Raw genomic sequence first — 15,854 nt, forward strand, 5'->3', positions numbered from 1 at the left:
TTTATATTTCTATAGGTTTGCTTCAGTAAACAAAACGAAACAACAATTTAAATCCCTATATTATGAAACTTAAAGCATTACTTTTTACAGCAGCAATTTTTGGAGCAAGTTTTTTTGTAACTTCAACTTCTGATAACGATACTAATAATGACCAACTCAAAGAACAAGCTGTCGACAGATCAACAATCAAAATTCCTGCTGCTGGGTAGTATTATAGCGCTTACTATAGCATCTTCACCTTACATATTTTATTTATATGAGATTTTCCCAAACGGTAAAGTTTGGGAAAATTCTTTTTTTACCTACGAAAGCCTTTATTATGAAAATGTGATGACCGCAGCATGGACCTATCTTGGTAAAATTGTTCCACTTTTTCTTCTTTTTATATGGTTTTTTACTTGTAAACATTGGTGGTATCATGCTATTTTAATTCCCATTGCAATGTATTCCTATCAATTAGTTATAAGTATTTATCAAGATGTCTATTTAAGAGTAGACCCGTTGGATACCAATCAACTAATTTATTTGGCCCCATTTTTTATACTTATCCTTTCTATTGTTTATCTAATTCGAATAAAGATTTTTGATCGTGTCTACGGCATCGATCTTAGCGAGATTGATGAAACCGATGTTTCTGTATTTTCTTCTGTTTCCGAAACCGATAGGCGTCAATTAAAATCCTTCCAAAATGAAAAAGAATATTGGGAGCCCACCGAAGAAGATTATTATAGCCGACTTTAATCAGGGCTATTTTTAAAAATAGTTGTAATTTTCCTATTATAAAGTTTTAGCACCTAAATATGGGCAAACAAGTCTCGCCTTTTACTAAAGAACAATTAATTCCGCAGGAGGAAACCCTGGAGATTTATAAAAATAAAGGCAAATTGTTTATTGGGATTCCCAAAGAAACTTCTTACCAGGAAAAACGAATTTGCTTAAGTCCCGACGCAGTCGCAGCAATAACAGCCCACGGACACCGGGTTATGATAGAATCTGGGGCCGGGAAATGGGCACGCTTTAGTGATAAGGATTATGCAAATGCCGGTGCAGAGATTACCACAAACACTAAAAAGGTATTTTCCTGCCCTACTATATTAAAGATTGAACCTCCTTCCATTAAAGAACTTGATTTAATAAATCCGCAAACAATTTTAATTTCCGCACTTCAACTTAAGACCCAGTGCAAAGAGTATTTCCAAAAATTAGCTTCAAAAAGAATAACGGCCCTTGGGTTTGAATTTATAAGGGACGAGGACGGCAGTTATCCTATTGTTAGAGCTTTAAGTGAAATTGCAGGTACTGCTTCTGTTTTAATTGCTTCTGAAATTATGAGCAATAATGTTAACGGAAACGGTTTAATGTTTGGCAACATTAGCGGTGTTCCCCCTGTAGAAGTAGTTATTCTAGGAGCTGGCACTGTTGGTGAGTTTGCAGCCAGATCGGCTTTGGGGTTGGGAGCAAGTGTAAAAGTTTTTGATAGCTCTCTTACCCGACTACGAAATATTCAGGCTAACCTTAATCAAACTTTTTATACATCAACTATTCAACCCAAAAATCTAACAAAAGCAATAAAACGTTGTGATGTTCTTATTGGTGCAGTTCGAGGCAAGAATCGTTCTCCGGTTCTTATAACAGATGATATGGTTAGTACTATGAAACGTGGGGCTGTAATTATAGATGTAAGTATAGATATGGGGGGCTGCATAGAAACCAGTGAAATTACCACTCACGATAAGCCTATTTTCACCAAACATAATGTACTGCATTACTGCGTTCCAAATATTCCTTCTAGATATGCCAGAACATCCTCGCTCTCAATAAGTAACATTTTCACGCCCTATCTACTGCATATTGCCGAGGAAGGTGGTATAGAAAACACCTTACGTTTTGATAAAGGTTTACGAAATGGTTTGTATTTTTACCACGGAATTTTAACAAATAAATCTATAGCCGACTGGTTTGATCTTTCTTACAGAGATATTAATCTCCTTATTTTTTAGAATAATTTATAACCAGGGCCTCTTCAAACTATTTTAAATGAAATTAATTCATAGAATTGGCTATTTCTCTGTTGGATTATTCTTTGGGATAATGCTTTTACTCTTTTTTTTGGGTGGTAAAAAAACCTCTTGTGACTATTCACCAAATGACCGGGTATTAAAAAATATAAAGATAAAAGAACGTAAATTTTCCCAGGAAGCTTTTAATTATTTCGAAGAAAATAAATTAGATACCGCCTTGGTTTCTGAAAGTTTAAAAAATGGAGATGTAGATTTTAGCCGAAGCAATACAGAGGGTAACCCCTGTAATGTTTACCTAATTACTAATAAAGTTGAAGAAGCAGTTCTTGAGCTTCAAGTAGAAAATTGCGATAGTACGGCAACTATTCGGCGTGCAGTTTTAAAAGAACAGAAGTAAAAAAAGTTTGTCAAAAGCTATAAAAGATTGACAAACTCTTTTTTTAAAGGCCATACTACTCAGAGAGAATTTGATCTGTATGTGCTTTGGTTTTTACTTTTTTAATCACTTCATCAATTTTCCCGTCTTCATCTATTATAAAAGTGGTGCGGTGTATCCCTTCATATTCCTTTCCCATAAACTTTTTAGGTCCCCACACCCCGTAAGCCTGTATTACTTCCTTATCTTCATCGGCCAAAAGTGGAAAAGGAAACTCATATTTAGTTTTAAAGTTAGATTGTCTTTTTTGAGTATCGGCACTAACTCCCAGGATAGCATAGCCTTTTTCCTGAAAACGCTCCCAATTATCTCTAAGATTACAGGCTTCGGCAGTACAGCCCGGTGTACTTGCCTTCGGGTAAAAAAACAAAACCAGTTTTTTCCCTTTAAAATCTGATAATTTAATAGTATTTCCATCCTGATCTGCTACTGAAAAATCTGGGGCCTTATCCCCGGCTTCTAATGTTGTCATAATTTCTATTTTTGTATCTATTAAATCGCGGATATTTTCCAGCGATATACTAATTTCAGTGATTGAGTAAATTTAAACAATATGACCAAACAAGAAAAGGTAGAATTTGTAATTAATACCTTAAATGATATTTATCCCGAAATACCTATTCCGTTAGATCACAAAGACCCTTACACCTTATTAATTGCGGTTTTGTTATCAGCCCAAAGTACCGATGTAAAAGTTAACCAAATCACTCCCAAACTTTTTGAAATAGCCGACAATCCAAAGGCTATGGTAAAACTTTCGGTAGAAGAAATTAGGGACATAATTAAGCCGGTTGGCCTCTCCCCTATGAAGTCTAAAGGAATTCGTGGATTATCTAAAATTCTTTTAGAAGAACATAACGGTCAGGTTCCCGTTAGTTTCGAAGCACTTGAGGCTTTACCGGCGGTGGGCCATAAAACGGCTAGTGTAGTAATGGCGCAGGCATTTAATGTTCCTGCCTTTCCGGTAGACACGCATATTCACAGGTTAATGTATCGTTGGAATTTAAGCAACGGCAAAAATGTAGCTCAAACAGAAAAGGATGCTAAACGTTTATTTCCAAAAGACCTTTGGAACAAACTCCACTTGCAAATTATTTGGTATGGCCGGCAATACTCACCGGCAAGGGGCTGGGACTTGGAAAAAGATATTATAACCCAAAAAATAGGTAGAAAAACCGTAATTAATGATTATTATAAAAAGAAAAAATAATCAAAAAAAGACCTGTGTGCAAACAGGTCTTTTTTTAATTTCTAATTGAGGATGCTTTCAAATTTAATTCCCTGAAAATCTACAATTCTTAAATTTTTTGAATAGCTCAAAAGAAACTGTATGGTTTCTTTTGAAGGTTCTAAATTCTTCAACTCATCCTTTTTAGATTGTTTTTTAGTGTAAAGTTTCCTCATGAGATATTTGTTGCGTTGGTTTCTTATTTTAACGCAATCTTTTGAGGAATATTATAAATTAGTTTGTTAAAACAAGATTATGTTTCTCAATTATTTTTCGAAGATTAATTAAAGCGTAACGCATTCTTCCCAAAGCAGTGTTTATGCTTACTCCGGTTCGTTCAGAGATTTCTTTAAAACTCATGTCTTTATATATCCTCATGGTAAGAACTTCCAATTGATCTTCGGGTAGCTCTTTTATAAGCTCCTTTACATCGTTTTCTATCTGATCTTTAATAATTTGTGTTTCAGCATTTAAATCTGAGTCACTTAAAACCGAAAAAATATTAAAGTCGCCGCTATTATCAAATTTAGGCATTCGCTTATTTTTTCTAAAATGATCTATTACCAAATTATGTGCTATACGCATTACCCAGGGTAAAAATTTACCCTCTTCATTGTATTTTCCTTTTTTTAAGGTTTTAATGACCTTTATAAATGTATCCTGAAAAATATCTTCAGCAACATCGCGATCAAAAACTTTAGAAAAAATAAAACTGTAAATTCGGTGTTGGTGTCTGTTAATAAGGGTACTTAGTGCGGCTTCGTTTCCATTCATGTAGTTGCGTACAAGAACAGCGTCAGTAATTTCAACGTTATTCATATTAGTTACTTTTGTTCAGGATGGTAGGGGCTCCCGAGGTTAGGTTATTTAGTTTCTAAAAGTAACTTTATGCGATAGGCGAGTGTTTTTTATTAAAAATCAATGGCCAAATATAGTAAGATATCTGCTACAAAAGCAAACAAAAGTTTAAAATTTTAACAATACAATAAGATTTTCAGGGCTTTAAAGCCTGCTGCTTATTAAGTATCTTTGCATCCCTGAACTAGAAAAATGAGCATGAATATTGACGTTGCCAAGGTAAATCCTAAGGAGAATATTATTATAAAAGGTGCAAAACTGCACAATCTTAAAAATATAAATGTAGTAATTCCCAGAAATAAATTGGTGGTCATTACTGGACTTTCCGGTTCTGGGAAATCCAGCTTAGCTTTTGATACTTTATATGCAGAAGGCCAACGTAGATATGTTGAAAGTCTATCTTCCTACGCCCGCCAGTTTTTAGGCAGGTTAAACAAACCCAAAGTAGATTACATAAAAGGAATTGCTCCCGCTATTGCCATAGAACAAAAGGTAAACTCTACAAATCCCCGTTCTACCGTAGGAACTTCCACCGAAATTTACGATTACCTTAAACTGCTTTTTGCCAGAATTGGAAAAACCTACTCTCCCATCTCCGGTAACCAGGTAAAAAGAGACAGGGTTGCCGATGTTATAGACCATGTTAAAACTTTCGATGAACGTGAAAAGTTATTGCTTTTGGCACCCATTAATATTGAAGAAGGCCGTACACTTTCAGAAAAAATAAAAGTTTTAGCCCAGCAGGGTTATAGCCGTATCAAGCTTAAAGATAAGGTGCTAAGGATAGATGAAGCTAATCTTGAAAAGGCTAAGCCCGAAGATACTTTATTAGTGGTAGACCGAATTATCACAAAAGATGAAGAAGATTTTTACAACAGGCTGGCCGATGCTACCGATGCTGCCTTCTTTGAGGGCAAGGGCGAACTTTATATTGAAAGCTTAAAATCGGGAGAAAAGAGACATTTTAGCAATAAATTTGAACTGGATGGGATGAGTTTTCTAGAGCCCAATGTTCATTTATTCAGTTTCAACAACCCTTATGGTGCCTGCCCTACCTGCGAGGGCTATGGGGATGTTATAGGTATTGATGAAGCCCTGGTAATTCCTAATACCGGACTTTCAATTTACGAAAATGCGATTTTTCCCTGGCGCGGTGACAGTATGAGTTGGTACCGGGATCAATTGGTTAATAATTCGCATAAATTCGATTTTCCAATTCATAAGCCATGGTTTCAGCTTACGCAAGAACAAAAAGATTTAGTTTGGAATGGAAATAAACATTTTGAAGGTTTAAACGATTTCTTTCAATTTTTAGAAAGTAAGGCTTATAAAATTCAAAATAGGGTAATGCTTTCCCGCTACCGCGGAAAAACACGTTGCGCAACCTGTAAAGGAAAACGCTTAAGACCCGAGGCAGATTATGTAAAGATAGATAAGCATAGCATCACCGACCTTGTAGAAAAACCTTTAGATAAGGTTAGGGAGTTTTTCGATAAGCTTACATTAAATGAATACGATCAACAAATAGCTAAAAGGCTATTAACTGAAATTAGGAACAGGCTTAAATTCCTATCAGAAGTTGGTTTAGATTACCTTACTTTAAATAGGAAATCCAATAGCCTTTCTGGTGGGGAATCGCAACGAATTAACCTGGCAACTTCTTTAGGGAGTAGCTTAGTAGGATCTATGTATATTTTAGATGAACCTTCTATTGGTTTGCACCCTCGCGATACAGAACGTTTAATTGGAGTGCTACAAAACTTGAGAGATCTTGGCAATACTGTAATTGTGGTTGAGCACGATGAAGATATTATGAGCGCTGCCGATGAAATTATTGATATAGGCCCCGAAGCAGGAACCCACGGTGGTGAAGTTGTGGCTACGGGAACATTAAAACAAATTCTAAAATCTAAATCGCTCACCGCACAATATCTTAATGGAAAAGAGGAAATTTCGGTGCCCGAAAGCCGTAGAGAAGCTTCCGGTGAAATTAGGCTTTTGGGAGCTAGAGAGAATAACCTTCAAAATATAGATGTAACTTTTCCGCTTCAAACATTTACGGCAATCACAGGTGTTTCCGGTAGCGGGAAAAGCACCCTGGTTAAAAAAATATTATATCCTGCAGTACAAAAGAAAATTGGGGGTTATGGAGAAAAAGCCGGGCAATACACCGATATTGAAGGAGATTTTAAAAACCTTGGAAGCGTAGAATATATAGACCAAAATCCTATTGGTAGATCTTCGCGCTCCAATCCGGTAACTTATATTAAGGCCTACGACGATATTAGAAATCTTTTTGCCGATCAAAAATTATCGAATATTAGAGGTTTTAAGCCTAAACATTTCTCATTTAATGTTGAAGGCGGCCGCTGTGAAGTTTGTAAAGGTGAAGGTGAAGTAACCATAGAGATGCAGTTTATGGCCGATGTTCATTTAGAATGCGAGGCCTGTAACGGAAAACGCTTTCAAAAAGATGTGCTGGAAGTTCAGTTTGAAGGAAAAAATATAGACGATGTGTTGAATATGACCATTGACGATGCTACTCATTTTTTTGCCGAACACAAGCTGGATAAGATCGTTAGAAAATTAAAACCTTTACAGGATGTGGGGTTGGGTTATGTTCAATTAGGCCAAAGCTCTTCTACCCTTTCCGGTGGGGAAGCACAGCGAATAAAACTAGCTTCATTTTTAGTAAAAGGGGCAACCAAAGAAAAAGCCCTGTTTATTTTTGATGAACCAACTACAGGACTTCATTTTCATGATATTAAAAAGTTACTAAAATCCTTTAATGCCCTTATTAAAAAAGGACACAGCCTGGTAGTAATAGAACATAATATGGATTTGGTAAAATGTGCCGATTATATAATTGATATTGGCCCGGGCGGTGGAGTTAACGGCGGAAATATTGTTGCTACCGGAACCCCGGAAGAATTAATCAAATCTAAAAATTCGGTTACAGCAAAATATCTAAAAGAGAAATTATAAAGATTATTGTTTCAGAAAAATTTATTTCTTAATTGCAGTTTTATTAAATATTCGACATCTAAATAATTGATTTACAATAAAAAAACCTCTAAAATAAGCTTTTTTTAGAGGTTTCCCTTTTTTGGCACGTGGTTTGTATTTTATGAAGTAATTCTCACCGAGAGTTTTCTTTAGATCACTTAAAAACGCAAACTATGAAAAATATCACCTTTTTAATCAGCTTTTTATTTATTGGCCTTTCGGCTAAAGCTTCTGAGTCTATAATTCATAGAGCTTATAATGATGCTTTTATTTTTATTGAGAATGGTGTTGAGTTTGCCGTTTATCCTAACGGGGAATTTGATTTTTATTACAACCCCGATTTCAGAAGCTCAAGCGTTATAAATATTTCTACGCCAAATATGAATATTAGTTATAATTCAGGTTATAACTATGATGCTTACGTTCAATATGACGATTATGGTGCTGTAATTCAAATTGAAAATGTTCCTATTTATTATGATTATTACGGAAGAATAATAAGAGCAGGTAATGTTTTTATAGATTATAACCGTCGCGGCCATATTGCAAGAGTTGGAGGTTTATATATTCATTACAACCGTTTTAACCGAATCACCAATTATACCGGTTTTATAAACCACTATAATAGCAGGTATGTTTACAGACCCTGGCATAGGTATTATTCCAGGCCAAGAAGCAGTGTAAGTATTGTTTTTGGTAAACCTTACCGGGCTTATTATCAACCAAACCGCGTTACCTATGTGCAGCATGTAAATTATTACAATAACTATTATACTAAAAACGTGCATCAAAACTTTTACAGGCCAAATCAAAAGAGGGTCTCCTATAATAAAGGAAGAAGAACTTCTGGTAAACGTGATTTAAGAAAGATTAGGAATAAAGAAGCTGAATTTGCTTCCAGGGGAAATAGCCGGAGAAGTAATATAAAAGCTCAAAGATCTAATGTTGCTAAGTCCAGAGAAAACATTACGAGATCTAAACGAAATACAAGTATTAGGGCACGCGAAAACAATGTAAGATCTTATAGAGGTACAGCCAATAGAACTGCTGTGAAAAACAACAGAACACGTTCTAAAGCTGAAGCAAGAAAAGTAGGTAGGGAGTCAAGGAATACTGCAATAAACAGGAGGTCTAATTCCAGAAAAGTGAATGCTTCCGGTAGAAATAGCAGAACTGTAAAAAGTACCCCTACAAGACGCTCCAGTAGCGCCACTAAAGCTTCTTCTGCAAGAGAATCAAGAACTACTACCAGAAGAGCCGGTAATAGAAATAGTAATACAAGAGCGGTAAAAAGCAGTAATAATAAAAGATCTTCTGCTAGAACATCAAATTCTTCTTCACGGGGAAGAAGTTCGGCACGGAATGTGGATAGGAGATAATAAAGAATTCATAATTTAATTTTTTGGTTGGTTAGTTGGAAACCCCTTGAAGCTTCATAAGTTTCGGGGGTTTCCCGTTTTTAAGAGGTCTTAATTTTTAAAACCTTATTAATTATACTATTTACCTCCGAAGAAAAATTCAGAAAATAGGCTAAAACTATATAAGTAACTCCTATTAAAATAGATTTAAGAATAATATTTAATAAGGGATGAAAATTAAAGTCCCAGAAATAAAAACCAAGGGATAATAAAACTCCAATTAGTAGGATAAGCCAGGTTTTAGAAGTAAAAGGAAGGAAATTAAATTTTTTATGTACCAGCCATATTTTAATTGAATTATAAATAAAAAAAGCTATAAAACTGGCTATAGCGGCTCCTTCTATTCCAAGAGCAGGAATAAAAACCAGATTTAATATAAAAGCCAGTAGTACCAGAAGAACACCAATAAAAAGTACTATTCTGTAATAATCTGAATTAAAAAGAATGCTGTTATTGTTCCCCAGGAGATTGTCGTAAAGTTTCACCAAAGAGATCAACAAAACCACCAGAATACTTAATTGATACTCATCTGGAATTAGCTCATAGAGTTGGTTTACATTGGTAATTATCAGAATAAAAATTAATAAACTTACAATCAATAAGTTTAAAGAGCTCCTTTTATACAAATCCTTAAGGCCATTAGTATTTTTTGTATTAAGAAATTCAGCCGTCATGGGGTTTGTAATTTGGTGCATTGCCTTTTGCGGCACCGAAATAACCGTTGCAATATAAATGGCAATTCCATAAATAGCTACATTTTCAATAGGCATAAAATATTCTATCATTACTTTATCCAGATCTAGTAAGGCCGTGGCAACAGATGCGGCGATAAGGATTAGAGATGTATACTTTAAAACCGGAGACAATTGCTTAGGAAATTTAAAATCAAGTTTCGGAAAATGAAGCGAGAACGCATAGATTTTCATAGCAATGAGTCGCAATACAAAAACCCCGGCAATGCAATAGATAAATTGATGCACTGTAATCCACTTAAAATAAACCGCCAACAGTAACAAACTAATACAGAACCTATGAAATACTTCTTTCATAAAATTCCCGAAAACACTTTTGTAATAAAGCTTAGACCATGCAAAGAAAATTTCAAAATAAGAAGTGGCCAGGGCAATTAGAAAAATCAACCATATATAAGGCCTTACAAGTCCATTGCCTTCTGTAAAATAATCAATTAAAAAAGAATAATTTATAAAGCCAATTAGGCCTAAAACACTAGCAACCAACAAGGGCAAAAACAAGACTAAATTTAAGAGTCGGTCTTTTTCTTGTCTTGTTTTGTAAAAACTAAAGAATTTTATAAGCGTGCTATGTACGCCAAAAGCCATAAACGGCCATAATAAACTAGCCGCCGAAAGTAAAAAAGTGACCAGGCCGTAATATTCCTGTTCTAAAAAATAAGTGAATAAAAACAGGGTGTTTACCGCCCCAATTGCAAAACCAAAATAGGTAGTAATTAGGTTCTTAAACGATTGCTTTATAATTACCCCCATCTTATACGCTCTTTATCAAATTAGCCAGTTGCTGAGTTAAATGCTTTCTTTGATATTGCTGAATATTACCAGAAACAAAATTAGTGTCTCCGTTTTTATATTTGCTATAATGAGCTAAAATTATGCTTTTAAGTTTTTCTTTTTCTGAATACTGAAAATATGCTCCTGAATCGGTCGCATTTAAAATTCGTTCAACATCCCATTCTTTGGGGCCAATAGCTAAAATTGGCCTTTGTGCCATTAAATACTCAAATAATTTACCCGGAATAATCCCCCTGGTTTCTTTGCTGTTAATCTCAATTAATAGCAATAACCGGCTTTCTTGTTGAAGATTAATAGCCTGTGAATGATCTACATAACCTAATACTTTAAGTTTCTCACCTAAACCTTCAGATTTAATTGAAGCGATCACCTCTTCGCTTAATGTACCTGCTAATTTTAGCTCAAGGTCTTCAGCAAACCTAGAATTTTCTTTACAAAGCTCGGCTATGGCCTGCCATAGGTTTAGCGGGTTTCTTTCGGAAAGTAAAGAGCCAATATGGGAAATACTGAACTTTTCATCTAATTTACCGGTATTTTTTAGATCCTTTTCGGTTGCATCAAACCCATTGGTGATTACACTAATTGGTTTCGGGGTTTTTTCTGCAAATTCGGCTTTTGTGGTAAAACTGGTAGTAATAATATGGTTGGCTGTATTTAGTACCTCCTGCTCCAGCTCAATATGCTTTTGCGCACTTTTTTTGGTAAGTCTCAACTTTTTATGATAGCCAATTTGCGTCCATGGATCCCTAAAATCGGCTATCCATTGTAATTTCAGTGCTTTCTTAAGTTCTAATCCAGTAAGATGTAAGCTATGTGGCGGGCCGGTTGTAATTATTTTTTTAATCTTCTGCTCTTTTAAATAAGTTTTCAGAAATTTTACCGAAGGTTTTACCCAAAATTTTCGAGCATCGGGAATAAATAGGTTACCGCGAATAAAAAGTAACGACTTTTGTAGCAAAGATTGATTTTCTTCTGCAGCAATAATTCCCTTACTTATAGTTTCTGTTTGATTTTTGGCAAATATTCCGGCTAATTGATAAGGCTCAAAAATAGGTTTTTTCAGGATTGTGATTCCTTCCGGAATTTCGGCCTCAAAAGAGGCATCCAACATAGGATAATTAGGATTCTCGGGAATAAACACCACAGGCTCAACGCCAAAATCCCGTAAGTACTTTACAAACTTTAGCCAGCGTTGCACACCGGGACCTCCGGCCGGTGGCCAATAGTAAGTTATAATGAGTACTTTTTCCATGAAAAGAGCTTATTCCCTTTTTCGGGATTTATACTAAACTACCTCGGGGCAAGCCCACGCAGCATTTGTTTGAAACAAATTTTTAATTTCCAGGCAAACCTCAGGTTTTTACAGCCTTTGGCGATGCCAATATAATCCTACTAAAATAATTAAAACCAAAAGAATAGAACTGGCAAGGGCAATGCTACTACCGGTATTTACTACTTCGGGCTCAAACCTAAAAGTTAGGGTATGCTCCCCGGCCGGAATATTCATAGCACGCAACACGTAATTTACACGCACATGCTCCACTTCTTCTCCATCGAGATACGCCTGCCAACCCGGCTGATAATACATCTCGGAAAAAACTGCAAATTGAGCTTCTGATGTGTTGGTTTTGTATACCAATTCGTTAGGCTGATAGCTGGTTAATTCAATTTCAGCTTTTTCAGCAGCCTTAAAATTTTTAGAAACTTCCTCCTTAAATTTTGAATTTATAATTGCAGTCTTTTGAAGATCAACCTCTTTTAAACTTAATATTTCTTCATTAGCAGATTCAACCCACTTAATATTATTTACAAACCATGCATTGCCAAAAGCATTCGGATTTTGCTGCGCCTGTGGCTGGCCACTTTCAGAAGGAACAATAAAGTACTTTGCATTTAGCATATTTAGCACTGCCATATTATTCTTCGAAATATAGAAATCATATAAGTCCTGTATCCTTCCGGGTTTGGCAGCGTGATAACCACCTATGGCATTATGAAAGTAAGAAGTACGCCCTGTATTAAAAGGGCTACCGGAAACATCAAATACACGGTAATGCCCTTCATCCTGTAAAATTTGCTGGTCGGCTTCATTTGGTTGAAATGGCCTATCCATTCGACTTGCATTTACAAAATCGTCCTTATTTACATAGCGCTTATCCACAGGAATCAAATCTATAAGAATTAAGAGTCCCAAAGCCGGGACCAACCAATTCTGTGTGATCTTCTTCTCAATATATAGCCAAATTACGGCTGCTGTTAAGGCTGAAAAAATAAGCGACCTAATAAGGTCTTCGGTATAAATAGCTTTTCTATCTTCTTTAAGCGCTCTTACAAAATCGGCACCCAATTGTTGAATTAAAGTTGAATCTCCTGCTCCGCTAAAATCAAAGAGCACAGATCGGAAAAGCAATAAAGCAAGACCCACTCCTCCAACAATAATACCTGACCATTTTAATGCGTGCACCTTGGCTTCTTTTTGAAGCTTTGGGTCAAATAATTTATAAAGTCCGTAAACGGCCAGTATGGGCACACATAGTTCTATAATTACCTGTATAGATGAAACCGCTCTAAATTTATTGTACAAGGGCACATAGTCTATAAAAAATTCGGTGAAAAACCTGAAATTCTTACCCCAGGAGAGAACAAGTGCCAAAACACTTCCGCCAACAATCCACCATTTTAAACGGCCTTTCACCAGATATAGGGCAAAAATAAATAGGAATAATACTGTGGCGCCAATATAAGCAGGAGCACCCACATAAGGTTGGTCTCCCCAATAGGTAGGTGCGTTTTCAGCAAAATCGCCCGCCTGAACCGGGGAAGCTCCTAATTTTAGCAAGGCATCATAAATTTCGGTGTCTTTACCAATATCTTCAGCATTAGAGCCACCCATAAATCGGGGGCTAAAAAGATTTAAAGACTCCATTATTCCATAACTATATTCAGTAATATAATTAAAGCTTAAACCAGCCGCAGGCTTATCAGATCCATCTGGTGAAATTGTTAAACCGGTATCTCCCCGGGTACTGTAAGCCGTATATTCCTGGGTGGCCAGTAAATTAGTTGCATTTGCTCCTATGGCCAATATAACAGCCACTACCATTACTCCTAAAGCCTTAAAGAATTTAGGAAGTATATTTTTTTGGTAGGCATCAATTAAATATGCTATTCCCAGCACAATAACCAAGAGGAGCAAGTAATAAGTCATTTGAAAGTGATTGGCCCCAACTTGCAAGGCCATTGCTAACGATAGCAACAAGAAACCCCATAAATATTTTTGCCTAAAAGTGAGAATAATACCGCCTAAAACCATAGGCATATAGGCAATTGCGTGGGCTTTGGCATTATGCCCAACACCAAGAATAATAATTAGATAGGTAGAAAACCCGAAAGCAAGTGCACCTAAAAGTGCCAATCTAAAATCTAGTTTTAAACAGAGTAAGAGAATATAAAAGCCTAAAAAATAAAGGAAAAGATAGTCGGCCGGTCGTGGTAAAAACCGTAAAACATTATCTAGTTTTTTCACATAGTTATGCGGATAATACGCTCCTAACTGAAAAGTGGGCATTCCTCCAAAAGCCGCATCGGTCCAGTAAGGTTCTTCCCCGGTTTGGTCCCGAAAATCATTCTGCTCTTTGGCCATCCCGATATACTGAACAATATCGCTTTGAAAGATTTTTTTCCCTTCAAGAACAGGACTAAAATAAAATAAAGAAACTATTACGAAGCCTACCAAAACAAGAAGATGTGGCAGAAACTTTTTAAGATTGGCCATCTGATTTTTTTTAGATCACATTTATTAAACCTGAGAGGGAGCTACCTCCCTATTCATTATAAAAAATTGATCCCGAAATTAATCAATTTCCTCGTAATCTATATATTCACCAACGTTTTTATTAGATTTTCTACCGCTTTTTGGGCCTTTATCAATACTAACTTTTCCCTCCTTTTTTTGAGAGTTAGGGTCTTGCTGCTGCCTAAATTGTTGTTCAAAACGCTTTCCCACTTTTCTTAGAAAATATTTAAGTATAAGTGGTCCAAACCATTTAATTAGTATTTTAAAAGCAAAATATACTAATAGAATAATTAGAATCGTTTGTAATACATCGGAAAAAGAAGCTTCTAACATTTTAAGGTCTTTTTGCAAAAGTAAAAATAAGCCTTGAGAATGGTCGCTTTCTATTCCTAAAAAAATAATAAATCTGCTATCTTTGAAAGTAACAAACCAATCTAATATGCACTATTTAAAAGTAGGTATCGCTTTTATCTTCTTCGGAATTTTTACTGCAAACGCACAATACACTGAAACCATTAACTCCAATAGACCCGGGGAATCTCAGGGAGCCTACGCCGTAGGAAAAAATGTACTACAATTGGAAGCAGGTGGATATTTGGGAAACGATAATCACACTCTTTTTAATAGTGATACAGATATTTTGGGAGCAAGTTACGGTATTCGTTTTGGGTTTTTAACCGAAATCCTGGAGCTTAACTTATTTGGTTCCTTTCAGGACCAGGTAACTTCTATTCCTTCAGGAAATGGTGTAGATGAATTTAAAGTAACCAACTTTAAGACAAATACTATAGGTGGTAAATTTTTAATTTTTGATCCCAATATAAGTGTTAAAAAACGAGAAGTAAATCTATATAGCTGGAAAGCTAACCAACGTATGGATTTACGCAGTCTAATCCCTGCCGTTTCGGTTTATGGTGGTGCCAATTTTAGCTGGTGGGAAAACCCATATATGTTTGAAGGAGAATCTTCGATTAGTCCCAAAGCAGCCATTATTACTCAAAACAACTGGGGACGTTGGGTATTGGTCATGAATTTTATAGCCGATAAGTTTACGGAAGAATATCCTTCTTACGGAGGAGTGTTTACCCTTACCCACGCGGTTACCCCCAGATTTGCCGTTTTCGGGGAATTTCAAACCTATATAAGCGATTTATATGCCGATGAGTTATTAAGAGGTGGGGCTGCTTACTTATTTGGAAAAGATTTTCAGGTTGATATCTCCGGACTTGTAAATTTTAAAGACACTCCCTCTAGATGGCAGGTAGCTGCAGGAGTTTCTTATAGATTCGATTTCCATGAAGATGACGAATATATTGAAGACACTTACGAAGGAAAACGCAATCAAAGAGGGGAAGAACTGGAAGAAACCGGTTTTTATAAAGAAAAGGAAGAAGAAAATGGTTCAGGTAAATAGATCTTAACCTGATTTTTCTTGGAAACAAGAAACAGAAAAACCGTTTAAAGAATAATCTTATTGACGTCAAACTGAATTTATTTCAGCTTCTAAGTTTAAATGAAACTAGACCCTGAAACAAGTTCAGGGT

General features: G+C 35.8%; 15 protein-coding genes. 8 read left to right on the forward strand and 7 right to left on the reverse strand.

What is annotated here, in order from left to right; all coding sequences use genetic code 11:
- The first annotated feature begins 62 nt into the window (after positions 1–62).
- From GUB10_RS01620 to GUB10_RS01635, 4 genes are read left to right on the forward strand one after another with little or no spacing between them, the layout of a single operon-like run.
- Positions 63–209, forward strand: a complete 147-nt coding sequence (locus tag GUB10_RS01620; RefSeq protein ID WP_193709694.1) for a hypothetical protein — start codon at positions 63–65, stop codon at positions 207–209.
- Positions 148–741 (forward strand): hypothetical protein, encoded by a 594-nt coding sequence (locus tag GUB10_RS01625; protein ID WP_193709695.1) that lies wholly within the window; start codon positions 148–150, stop codon positions 739–741. Before GUB10_RS01620 ends, GUB10_RS01625 begins: the two co-directional genes overlap by 62 nt.
- Positions 742–800: 59 nt before the next feature.
- Positions 801–2,000 (forward strand): alanine dehydrogenase, encoded by a 1,200-nt coding sequence (locus tag GUB10_RS01630; RefSeq protein WP_193709696.1) that lies wholly within the window; start codon positions 801–803, stop codon positions 1,998–2,000.
- A 37-nt stretch (positions 2,001–2,037) separates the two neighbouring features.
- The gene (locus GUB10_RS01635; RefSeq protein WP_193709697.1) at positions 2,038–2,418 is read left to right on the forward strand and encodes a DUF4258 domain-containing protein; all 381 of its coding nucleotides are present in this window, start codon (positions 2,038–2,040) and stop codon (positions 2,416–2,418) included.
- Positions 2,419–2,473: 55 nt separating this feature from the next.
- Here the strand turns inward: GUB10_RS01635 and bcp are convergent, their stop codons facing one another.
- On the reverse strand, positions 2,474–2,929 hold the full coding sequence (gene bcp, locus GUB10_RS01640; protein WP_193709698.1) for a thioredoxin-dependent thiol peroxidase: 456 nt from the start codon (positions 2,927–2,929) through the stop codon (positions 2,474–2,476).
- 81 nt (positions 2,930–3,010) lie between these two features.
- Between bcp and nth the strand changes: the two genes are divergently transcribed.
- On the forward strand, positions 3,011–3,667 hold the full coding sequence (nth, locus tag GUB10_RS01645) for an endonuclease III (protein WP_193709699.1): 657 nt from the start codon (positions 3,011–3,013) through the stop codon (positions 3,665–3,667).
- Between the two features lie 41 nt (positions 3,668–3,708).
- Here the strand turns inward: nth and GUB10_RS01650 are convergent, their stop codons facing one another.
- Positions 3,709–3,861, reverse strand: coding sequence for a hypothetical protein (locus tag GUB10_RS01650; protein WP_193709700.1), 153 nt, complete (start codon positions 3,859–3,861; stop codon positions 3,709–3,711).
- Positions 3,862–3,919: 58 nt separating this feature from the next.
- Positions 3,920–4,504: an RNA polymerase sigma factor gene (locus tag GUB10_RS01655; protein WP_193709701.1), complete on the reverse strand. Its 585-nt coding sequence runs from the start codon at positions 4,502–4,504 to the stop codon at positions 3,920–3,922.
- 237 nt (positions 4,505–4,741) lie between these two features.
- Here GUB10_RS01655 and uvrA point away from each other — a divergent pair, with 237 nt between their 5' ends.
- Together uvrA and GUB10_RS01665 are read left to right on the forward strand one after the other, a co-directional pair.
- Positions 4,742–7,528: an excinuclease ABC subunit UvrA gene (uvrA, locus tag GUB10_RS01660; protein ID WP_193709791.1), complete on the forward strand. Its 2,787-nt coding sequence runs from the start codon at positions 4,742–4,744 to the stop codon at positions 7,526–7,528.
- 194 nt (positions 7,529–7,722) lie between these two features.
- Positions 7,723–8,928: a hypothetical protein gene (locus GUB10_RS01665; RefSeq protein WP_193709702.1), complete on the forward strand. Its 1,206-nt coding sequence runs from the start codon at positions 7,723–7,725 to the stop codon at positions 8,926–8,928.
- Between the two features lie 80 nt (positions 8,929–9,008).
- Here the strand turns inward: GUB10_RS01665 and GUB10_RS01670 are convergent, their stop codons facing one another.
- The 4 genes from GUB10_RS01670 to GUB10_RS01685 all read right to left on the reverse strand — a co-directional run bounded on the left by GUB10_RS01670 (position 9,009) and on the right by GUB10_RS01685 (position 14,643).
- On the reverse strand, positions 9,009–10,472 hold the full coding sequence (locus GUB10_RS01670; protein ID WP_193709703.1) for a polysaccharide biosynthesis C-terminal domain-containing protein: 1,464 nt from the start codon (positions 10,470–10,472) through the stop codon (positions 9,009–9,011).
- 1 nt (position 10,473) lies between these two features.
- A complete protein-coding gene (locus tag GUB10_RS01675) occupies positions 10,474–11,766 on the reverse strand; it encodes a glycosyltransferase family 4 protein (protein WP_193709704.1) in 1,293 nt (430 codons plus the stop codon).
- A gap of 108 nt (positions 11,767–11,874) precedes the next feature.
- Positions 11,875–14,289, reverse strand: a complete 2,415-nt coding sequence (locus tag GUB10_RS01680) for a YfhO family protein (RefSeq protein WP_193709705.1) — start codon at positions 14,287–14,289, stop codon at positions 11,875–11,877.
- A gap of 78 nt (positions 14,290–14,367) precedes the next feature.
- Positions 14,368–14,643, reverse strand: coding sequence for a DUF4834 domain-containing protein (locus tag GUB10_RS01685; RefSeq protein WP_193709706.1), 276 nt, complete (start codon positions 14,641–14,643; stop codon positions 14,368–14,370).
- Positions 14,644–14,749: 106 nt separating this feature from the next.
- On the opposite strand from GUB10_RS01685, the gene GUB10_RS01690 reads away from it, so the two are divergent.
- Positions 14,750–15,724: a transporter gene (locus tag GUB10_RS01690; protein ID WP_193709707.1), complete on the forward strand. Its 975-nt coding sequence runs from the start codon at positions 14,750–14,752 to the stop codon at positions 15,722–15,724.
- The last annotated feature ends 130 nt before the right edge of the window (positions 15,725–15,854 follow it).

Source organism: Salegentibacter sp. BLCTC (assembly GCF_015143665.1).
GTDB classification, from domain to species: domain Bacteria; phylum Bacteroidota; class Bacteroidia; order Flavobacteriales; family Flavobacteriaceae; genus Salegentibacter; species Salegentibacter maritimus.